The sequence below is a fragment of the Candidatus Obscuribacterales bacterium genome (genome assembly GCA_036703605.1).
GTDB lineage: Bacteria > Cyanobacteriota > Cyanobacteriia > RECH01 > RECH01 > RECH01.
Window position 1 is genome coordinate 1 of the sequence record DATNRH010001100.1, and the last position, 9792, is coordinate 9792.

9 protein-coding genes are annotated in these 9792 nt (G+C 54.9%); all 9 read left to right on the forward strand.

All coding sequences use genetic code 11. From position 1 onward, the window contains the following. Window positions 1-497 (forward strand): Pvc16 family protein (locus V6D20_22865; GenBank protein HEY9818624.1); only part of this gene is annotated, 497 nt, incomplete at its 5' end. Beyond that, on the forward strand, window positions 494-1426 hold the full coding sequence (locus tag V6D20_22870; GenBank protein ID HEY9818625.1) for a hypothetical protein: 933 nt from the start codon (window positions 494-496) through the stop codon (window positions 1424-1426). The genes V6D20_22865 and V6D20_22870, both read left to right, overlap by 4 nt. Before the next feature lie 39 nt (window positions 1427-1465). Beyond that, window positions 1466-4000 carry a phage tail sheath subtilisin-like domain-containing protein gene (locus V6D20_22875; protein HEY9818626.1) on the forward strand — a complete coding sequence of 845 codons (2535 nt, stop codon included), beginning with the start codon at window positions 1466-1468 and terminating at the stop codon, window positions 3998-4000. A 91-nt stretch (window positions 4001-4091) separates the two neighbouring features. Continuing rightward, window positions 4092-4538, forward strand: coding sequence for a phage tail protein (locus tag V6D20_22880; protein HEY9818627.1), 447 nt, complete (start codon window positions 4092-4094; stop codon window positions 4536-4538). Window positions 4539-4594: 56 nt separating this feature from the next. Then, window positions 4595-7150: a hypothetical protein gene (locus tag V6D20_22885; GenBank protein HEY9818628.1), complete on the forward strand. Its 2556-nt coding sequence runs from the start codon at window positions 4595-4597 to the stop codon at window positions 7148-7150. Further along, complete coding sequence (locus V6D20_22890; protein HEY9818629.1) at window positions 7140-7658, forward strand: phage tail protein; 519 nt, start codon at window positions 7140-7142, stop codon at window positions 7656-7658. Before V6D20_22885 ends, V6D20_22890 begins: the two co-directional genes overlap by 11 nt. Before the next feature lie 194 nt (window positions 7659-7852). Next, window positions 7853-8653: a hypothetical protein gene (locus V6D20_22895; protein ID HEY9818630.1), complete on the forward strand. Its 801-nt coding sequence runs from the start codon at window positions 7853-7855 to the stop codon at window positions 8651-8653. A 69-nt stretch (window positions 8654-8722) separates the two neighbouring features. Then, a complete protein-coding gene (locus V6D20_22900) occupies window positions 8723-8890 on the forward strand; it encodes a hypothetical protein (GenBank protein HEY9818631.1) in 168 nt (55 codons plus the stop codon). A gap of 14 nt (window positions 8891-8904) precedes the next feature. Then, window positions 8905-9792: hypothetical protein (locus tag V6D20_22905; GenBank protein ID HEY9818632.1), on the forward strand; the 888-nt coding region annotated here is incomplete at its 3' end.

Here is a 9792-nt window from a genome sequence, read left to right on the forward strand (position 1 = left end):
CGGACGCAGGATCTGATCGTCATATTAATTCTGGGGCATCCGTATTTCTCTACCGCACTTTACCTAACTTGTCCCATCGCACTCCCCAGGGAAATCTACTGACAGATGGTCAACAACATCTTCATAAACTGCCCCTAGATCTCTACCTACTAATCACTATTTGGGGCAATAGTCCCAGTACGCAAAACCGTTTAGTTGGCTGGGTTGTGCGTACGTTAGAAGATTATCCATTGATTCCAGCATCGGTGCTGAATATTGGCAGCAATACAGCAATTTTTGCGTCCCATGAGGCCGTAGAACTTCTGCTGAGTGAAATGGATGGCGAAGAACTTTTGCAGCTTTGGGATACGCTGGGCAATGGTGATGTGCGTTACCAAATTACAATTCCTTACCTAGTTCGCAACTTGCTGCTGGATTCCCGTCGAACGATCGCGACGGGTGAGCCCGTGCAAACGCGAACAGGCGACATGAACTGGTTTGATGGGGTGCCCTTATGATGTTAATACCCCTCGAACGTTATGATACCCATACTCTTTTAGGAGTCCGGTTTTGGGATCGCTTGACTCAGCGTTGTATAACAGACGGTCTAATTGTTACGGCACAACGATTGAGCCAAAATCGTTCCCAACGTCTTGGGAAACCCGTGCGCGGTATTCTTACCCCTAGTGGTGCGATCGCCTTCTTAGGACTCACAGCAGCAGAACGCCCACTGCATGCAGATTCAGATCTGTGGGGCAATCCACCCGATGAACAGTTTGTCAGGGTTGATCTCGTCGATCGTCGATCGCAATTTTTACCCATGTCCTTCATCGCCCGTTTACCCTTCCGGGGGGTGTTCTGCGGGCAGGGAGACTGGCTGCGCACCTCGCTGCTGCGGCCCGAACCACCACCAGGCGAGGCCTTGGGCATACAGCTTTGGTCTGCCCCAACCCGTTCGCTCCCCCCGGGGCGGGCATTGATCCGAGGGCAGATGGTGGTTGGTACCAGCGATCGCCCGGCGGCCTATGCGCTGGTGCGGGTGCGTCTTCCTGCCTCCGAGCCTGAGTCTGAGTTTGACTACTTTGCCATGGCGGATCACCAAGGTAAGGTTGCCATACCCATGCCCTATCCGAGGGTGCCCGAACCGGAATCTGCATCTACGCCCTATTCCTCCCTGGATCAGCAACGATTTGCGTTACGCGTGACGGTGCAGTACCAGGACATACCTATCTTACCGGGTTATAACGTACCTGATCTAGAGACCCTGCTCACCCAATCCCCGTCTCCGATTGGCGATCGCTGGACGACAGGCGCAACGCCAAGGCTGCGATCGCGGGATAGTTTATCGGTAACGCTGCAGTTTGGTCAGCCGCTGACGTTAAGAACGGCACGAGGACCGGGAGGTAACGCGCCCCAGGAATCTGTTTTACGACTTTTGCCTACGTAGACCGCTCATTGCCCGTTTGTTGCACAAGGAGAGTGCCCGATGCCGGAATATCTTGCGCCTGGTGTATACGTTGAAGAAACTAGTTTTCGCGCTAAATCCATTGAAGGGGTGGGCACTAGCACCACCGGCTTTGTGGGGGCGACCCGTTATGGCCCGCTGGATGGGGAACCAGAATTAATCACTAGTTTTAGTCAGTTTGAACGTATCTATGGCGGGCTTGATCCGCTCGTTTATGAGAACGTCCCCGTGACCAATTACCTCGCCCATGGGGTACGCGCATTTTTTGATAATGGTGGTTCTCGGCTGTATGTGGCCCGAGCTTTTACAGCGTCAGATCTGGATGCAACGCTGGCCCGTGCGCCCATTCCTAGCCCCATAGCAGCGATCGCCACCGTTGATGCCACGGCCTTAGGCGCTAGCAACCGAGTTTTGAATGCCCTAGATACCAGTGCCAATGCCCTGACCCAATCTCAAGCGGCCGCCCTGATCATCCTGCAATTTGCTGTTGAACAAACCCTAGCAGCCCTCGTTAGTGTGGCTTCTCCTACGCTGAACTACAACTACGGTGCGGGGGAGCCTACTGTGGGTGAACAGCTTCAAGCATGGATTGCTGGCTTGGACGAGGTTGATGTTCCAGAGAAGCCGACGCTGGAGGATGCCTTTGACAACCTATGGCAAGCGATCATGGATGCGGCTGATGCTCAACTCCAAGCTGCCGTTGCCGGACAGGCAGATGTGATCAATACCCAGTCCACCATAGGAAACACCTATCAAGCTGGGATCAATATGGGTAATAACCAAGCCTTGACGGGGCTTAGCTCTAATCCAACAGCTCTGACCGTAGCCGGAACCACCGCTAGTCAGGCTGCGGTGACGGTAGAAACAGCAGCAGCAAACCTTGCAACAGCAACGGCAACTTTATCCACATCGATTGTTATGGTGACTGATGTGGCTACGGCCCAAACCGCCATTACCCATACCACCGCCGTCACTACAGCAGCGATCGCCGTCATCACAGCCAGCACAACTGCCGTAGATGCTATTCGCACCGCCGCTCGTACGGCACGGGTCGAAGCCCGCTTAGCGATCGCCGATGCCGATGCCCAGTGGGTGGCTCGTTTTCCGGGCGCGGCCGGCAACCTGTCGATTCGCGTGACGGGGCGCTTGGGTTCCAGCGTTTTAGGCGGAACCTCCACTGAGCCTACGATTCGCCAAGTGCGTGATGGAGATTTGGTCTTAATTCGCCAGGGTGACAGAGCGTTGATCCATGGGGTGGAGCGTCGTCAAGGCGCTTGGTTTTTCTTACCTGCCGTGGGTGATGCCTTTTCCCTCAATGAACTGGATGAACCAGGGGGCGATCGCGTCTATCCAGTTCAGCTTACGGTGGAAGCAACCTTACCTGGACGTTTCTCTCAAACGATGGTGTGGGATAACCTCACCCTGTCTAACCTCCCTCAACGCCAACGAGATAGCTTAACCGCTATTTTTGCGCCGACGGAGCAGATCAGCAATCGGCTACAGGCCCTAGAAACTCCCATCGTGCTGACCGTTGCGGGTGAGGTTAGACCAGCCCAATTGGTTGCCCAGATCTTACATCTAGAGGACTGGTCAGCGGTGTTGTCCGAGAATCAATTGACCCAGGTGCAGACCTATGCGCTCAGCGGCGGCAGCGATGGCGAGATGCCCCAGCCTCCTGCCTATGAAGGCATGGGGGATGATAATACGCCAACCAAGAGCGGCTTACGATCCCTGGCAGATTTGGAAGAAATTTCAATTATCGCTGCGCCAGGCTATTCCTATAATTGGGGCGATCGCAGCACCCAAATTCTGACCATCAGCCAACATCTCGTATCCCATTGTGAACGGTTGCGCTACCGAGTGGCGGTGTTGGATAGTCCTAATGATCAAGCTATTTCCGGGGTGCGCAACTATCGAGCAGGGTTGGATACCAGCCATGCTGCACTGTACTACCCTTGGGTGCGGGTTTTAGATCCGGTCAGCGATCAGGAAATTAACCTACCTCCTAGTGGTTTTGTGGCAGGGATCTACGCTCGCAATGATGTGCAAATTGGGGTGCATAAAGCACCGGCAAATGAGGTGGTGCGCGGAGCGATCGGCGTGGAAATGCTGATCAATAAGGCCCAGCAGGATGTGCTGAACCCCCTTGGAATTAACTGCATTCGTTTCTTTGAAGGACGGGGAATTCGCGTATGGGGCGCACGTACCGCTAGCTCTGATCCAGAGTGGAAATATCTAAACATCCGCCGTTATTTTGTTTTCTTAGAAGCGTCGATTGATCGATCAACCCAATGGGCTGTTTTCGAACCCAACGGAGAACGGCTCTGGGACAACGTACGGCGCACCGTCGAAGGATTCTTGGAAAACGAATGGCGTGAGGGACATTTATCGGGCAGCAAGATCGAGGAAGCCTTTTTTGTCCGATGCGATCGCAGCACCATGACCCAAAACGACTTAGATAATGGTCGCATGATCTGTCTTATTGGCGTTGCACCGCTCTACCCGGCAGAATTTGTGATCTTCCGCATTGGTCAGTGGACGGCTGATCGTCGGTAGTTTTCCCAAGTATTAAGTCTCCCAATCCTTCTGACAGCATAAACGTATCATTTGATCTATTTATCTTATGATTATCTAAGGAGAGAGCATCATGGCAACGGAACGGGAACGCCCCTACAGCGCCTTTCGATATTTAGTGGATCTAGGTGGTGGTACTAATGGGGCCAAAGCTGGCTTCCAAGAAGTCACCGGCCTGGGGGTGGAAATCACCATGCAGGAATACCGAGCAGGTAATGAAAAGCGGGCTGCTCCCATGAAAATCCCAGGCTTATACAAAGTCACAGATGTCTCTCTCAAGCGAGGCGTGCTGGGTGCCTTAGATTTAACCGAATGGCTGAACCAAGTCCGTAACGGCGAAGACGCCCGTCGGCAAGTGACGATTCAGCTCCAGAGCGAAGATCTCAGCACCATCGCCATGACCTGGACGTTGGAGGGAGCGCAGCCGATGAAATATACGGGGCCATCCCTCAATGGCAAGGGTACGGATGTGGCGATCGAGGAACTGGGGCTATCGGTGGAAGATATTAAGTTTGAGTAAGTTTGAGTAAGTCTACGTACGTTCGAAGCTGGAGTTCGCTGGAGTAGGAGAGCCAGATGCTAACCGCTCGTACCATACCAGGCATTGCCTTTCGGGTCGAAACACCCACCACCGTTAGCTTACCTCGCATGGATATTGCGGCTTTTGTAGGCTTTGCCCAACGGGGCCCGGTTCATCTACCGGTGGTGGTGGAAAGCTATCCTGAATTTGTCAACCTATTTGGCAGTCTCTATCCCCTAGCTTGGGACAGAGAGCAAGGTCTATGGCAAACAGCTTGCCTTGCCCCGGCGGTGCAGGCCTTTTTTGCCCAAGGGGGGCAGCGCTGCTGGGTGGTACGAGTGGCGGGTGAGTCTCAAGCGCAGACGAATCAATTTCTTCTACCTGGATTACTGCAAACGGATGGCACCTCCTACCGTCCTGTTTATGCTCAGGCCCGCAGTCTGGGTAGCTGGTCGGATACGATACAGGTGCAGACGGAATGCTTGTTTCAATCCCTTGCCTTTATCACAACCACGATCCAGCCAGATACTCCCTTTTCCTTATCTTTATCCATTTCCCTCCGTCAGCCCTTGCAGCATGGGGATGTCATTCAGCTTGATTTCACCGATCATCGTCACCGAGCTTATGTCGTTTTACGACAAGGCTCATTACCAACGACCCAGCATGTCATAACCATGACCACGACCGTCCAGCCTGATGATGTAGTCTGGTTTACGGCTGCTCAGGATCCTATGTTTGGTCTATTGGAGTCTCCTAGGGGTGTGGGGCTACCCGTTTTAGCCAAAGTCACACAACAGGGTAACCGCTGGATTCTGACGCAAACTATCGCCCCCCTTGTGAAGCTGTGGTTTTTCCTGCTGTCTAGGGAACTGGACTGGACGTCATTATTGTTGCTGTTGGCGATCGCCTTCCCAGTCTACGAACCAGGAGATTGGCTGTGCTTAAGGACGAGCAACAACCGCCTCGTGTGGCTGATGCTAGAAACCCTTGAAGCCCAAGCGTTCATCCTTCAGGAGGTATGGATAGAGGGATATGAATCTTTAGAGGGGCTAACCCTAGCTCGTGTGCAGCATGTGCAGCTTGCCCTAAGGGTGCAGGAGCCGGGGGAGGTGGAGTACAGACTTGAGAACCTTGCCTGTCACGCATCCCATGCTCGATTCCTAGGTCATTTACCAACCGATCAGCAGCTTTTTAGCACCCAAGTTCAGCAGGCATCTGTCCCAGGATCACCGGTATTCCAAACCCTTTGGGATACCGTCATGTCTCCACGATCGCCCATTGCCCTAGAACTACCCGATACCACGATGGTTATTCCCTTGGGGGTGCGATCGCCTAAGCGGGGAGCCCTACCCACCACTGCCCAACCCCTAGTCCGGGATGGTTTAGTGCCGACAACCGACGATGAGCCAACGCTGAATGGAGACGATTGGAGTGCATTTTTGCCCACGATCTTTTTAGATCCCTTTTTAAGAACCCTGCAACAGCGATCGCTCTTATCCGAAGCAAGCGATCGCCTCTACCTGCAAAACCAACCCCTAAGGGGCCTGCATGCCCTTCTTCCCTTAGAGGAGATCAGCATGATGGTGCTCACCGATGCGGCCCATCCTGGCTGGCAGTTGAGTGCTACCGAAACCATCAATATCTCTTTACCTCAGCCCACCGTCCTCTCGGATCCCTGCACGACGGCCGGCCCCTTCCAGCCCTGCCGGCTAGAGCCGACCGCCGACTCGCCTGAGCCCCTATCCCAGCCCGCTACCCCCACCACCCGCTGGCACATGCTCCCCAGTCGGCACTACAACGCCACGGGGCTTCTAGAAATCCAGCAAGCCGCTACCCGCCTAGCTGCCGCTCGGGGTGATTGGGTGACCCTCCTGGGTCTACCGAAACACTACCGCCCAGCCGACGTGCAAACCCATCAACGACTGCTGCTAACGGCCATCCAGCGCGAGGGAGAAACCACCGATAGCTACATGGCCCTATACCACCCTTGGTTGGTCAGCCGAGCGGAAACCGGCAGCCTGATCCATAGTCATCCCGCCGGGGCGATCGCTGGCGTCATGGCAGCCCGTAGCCTGCGGCGCGGGGCCTGGATTGCCCCCGCTAATGAACCCTTGCTGGGGGTATTGGCTACTGTGCCGTCCCTATCGCCCGCTGATGAACAAGGGCTTTATACGGCGGGCATCAATCCCATTCGTCCATCTCCCCAAGGGTTTGTGCCCTGGGGCAACTTCACTCAGAGTATGGATGCTGATTTGATCCATCTCAACGTGCGGCGCTTGTTGATCTTGGTGCGACGCTTGGCTCTGCGAGACGGACAAAATCTCGTCTTTGCCCCCCACTCGCCAGCGGTGCAGCGACGGGTACAGTATCAGTTTGAGCAGCTTCTCCATCGTCTGTTTGATTTAGGTGCATTTGCGGGCAGTACACCCGCTGACGCCTATCGAGTGGTGCTGGATGATACGCTCAACCGGCGATCGCAGGTGGAGCAAGGGCAGCTCAGGGTGGACTTGCGCGTAGCTCCATCCCAGCCGATGACGTTTATCACCGTACGGTTGGTTCAGCGCGATGCGGATCCGATCACGGTGCAGGAGGTCTGGCCCTATGGTCGCTAATCGTCTATTGACCACCTTCAATTTCTTGGTGGAGATACAAGTGGATGGCATCTCAGATCAACTCTGTCGAGCGGCCTTTGCTGAGTGTGATGGTCTGGAAATGTCCATGGAGCCCAAGACGTTTCACCAAGGCGGGCAAATGACAGAGCAAGTGCATCTTGCAGGGCCTGTGTCCTACGGTCAACTGACGCTCAAACGGGGCATGAGTCAAGACTTCGGTTTATGGCGTTGGTTTACCGAAGTGATCAAGACCCATCAGCGGGGCCTGCGGGGCCAAGGCATTGTAGTGATGCTAGATGGGGCGCAGCAGCCCCAAATGACCTTTAAGCTCAAAGACTGTCTTCCCATTAAAATTCGGGCTCCAGCTCTGAATGCCAAAGATGGGGGCATTGCCATTGAAGAATTCCAATTGGTCTATGCCTCAATGGCTGTGGAGTTTGGCAGTGCAGCAGCAGATCAGCCCGTGCAAGGGAGTGATAACTCCGCATCTTCCCTAAGTGCACCCTAACTTGGAGGTTAGTAGAAAGCCTATGGATATACAGAATGGCGATAGCCCTCAACACCATGAGAAGAGGGTTAAGCGACGTCGAAATGCTCCAATCCCCATGAGAAGAAGCTTGAGCGACATGAGAAGAGGGTTGAGCGAAGCCAAAACCCGGCAACTTAGCTTCATTGCATTAAGTCCACCTAACTTATCGTTCTATGGCGCTTACCAAAGCTCAAATGTTTGAACTTAGCTGGTCAAGTCAAGGGGTGCCGATTGTGCCATCGACGCCCCATATGACAGTGCAGTTTAATCCAGCTTCTCTGAAGGTGTCTTATTCCAACCAAATTCAAACCGACGGCAATAGTACCACCTCCGCGATGCAATCGGTGGGTAAGGGTGATTCTAAGCTGGCGGTAGAATTGGTGTTTGACGTATCTGGGGCCGGAGCTGGTAACACCTTAGATGTGCGGCAGATGACGAAACATGTTGCTTATTTTATGAAGCCTGCACCGGAGACTGTCAGCACCACTGAAACCGCTGGTGGTGGTCAGTCTCAGCAGCGTTATCGAGTGCCGGGACTACGGTTTCAGTGGGGCACCTTTTTCTTTGATGGCATTCTCGTGTCGATGGATGAAACCCTGGATCTGTGGTCAGAGGATGGCCGTCCTCTGCGGGCTACGGTGACGCTCAATCTGAGTCAGCCAGGTATCCATGTTGCCGAACCCACCAATTCTGAGGCCACCACGCCTCCCACCGGTGCAACCCAAGGTGGCGTGACTCCCCTGACGCCTGCCGCCCAAGGGTCTACTGTTCAAAATCTAGCAGCCCAGGCCGGTAAGCCCAACGATTGGAAAGCGATCGCCTCCCAAAATGGCATCGAAAATCCCCGCAACCTTACTCCCGGAACCTTAATCGACCTCAACGTGAAGGCTCGGGGTGTCCTGCGTCCACCGTCGCCCCCCGCCGTACCCGGCATCACCCGCACCATCCTCCAGCCGGGAATGGGCCCACCCTAGCCCCTAACTCAATCCCGAGAGTGATCCAGGTGCGATCGCTCCCCTAGATGTTCATCACAAGGTACCGCAATGCCCATCATTATCAACGACATGGAAGTGATTGCCCCGCCGCCCAGCCCGGGGGAGGTTCATAGCACCGAGCCTGTGAACTTACCGCCGCCCGGGCCCACCCCCCGTGATCTGTATTGGGTCACTCGGAAGCTGATGGAACGACAGATGCGTTTGTATGCCCGTTAAGTTCCCCCTGTACCATGCTTGAACTTGGAGTCCCCCCTGGAATTGTTGCAGCCGAAGCTGCCCTCACGGTTGAGGGTGATGCACAACCGCGCTTATCTGCCGCCTTACTGGCTCTGACGGTGACGGAAACGACGGAGGGCCTGTATCGATGTGAGGCGCGGTTTGGTAACTGGGGCGATCGCGGCCAGGGCCCTGACTACCTCTATTTCGATCGCACCCTGTTGGACTTTGGCAAAACTCTCACGGTGACCTTGGGAGCGGGGTTGGATGAAGCGACGGTTTTTACGGGGCAGATTAGTGCCTTGGAAGGGCAGTATCCAGCGGGCGAACCACCCCAGATAGTGGTCTTGCTGGAAGATGCGGCCCAGGGCCTACGTCAAACCCGCCGTACCCGCACCTTTGAGAATCTATCTGATCGGGCTGTGTTTGAGCACATTGCCCAGGATCACGGATTACAGGCCAACATTGACCTAGAGGCCTCCACCTGTCCCGTCATTGCCCAATTGAACCAGAGTGACCTGGCCTTTCTGCGCGATCGCGCCCGCCGTTTGGGGGCAGAGATTTGGGTAGACGGCACCACCCTCCATGTGCAAGGGCGACGCCAACGCCAGCAGGATAATGATCAGCTAACCTTGGTGCTCAACCGGGGTCTGCTGGAGTTTAGCGTCATTGCGGATACGGCTAATCAGATGACCCAGGTGGTTGTCAGTGGCTGGGATGTGCAAGCCAAGCGTCGGCTAGAGCATACCGCCACCGATCGCACCTTGGGGAGTGAACTGGGTCAGGATGCTAGCGCTGCCAGCCTTGTCCGCCAGGCCTTTGGCGAACGCACCGATCGCATGGTTCAGCAAATGCCCCTCACCAGTGCCGAAACCCAAGCGATCGCCGAGGCGAGCTTTCGG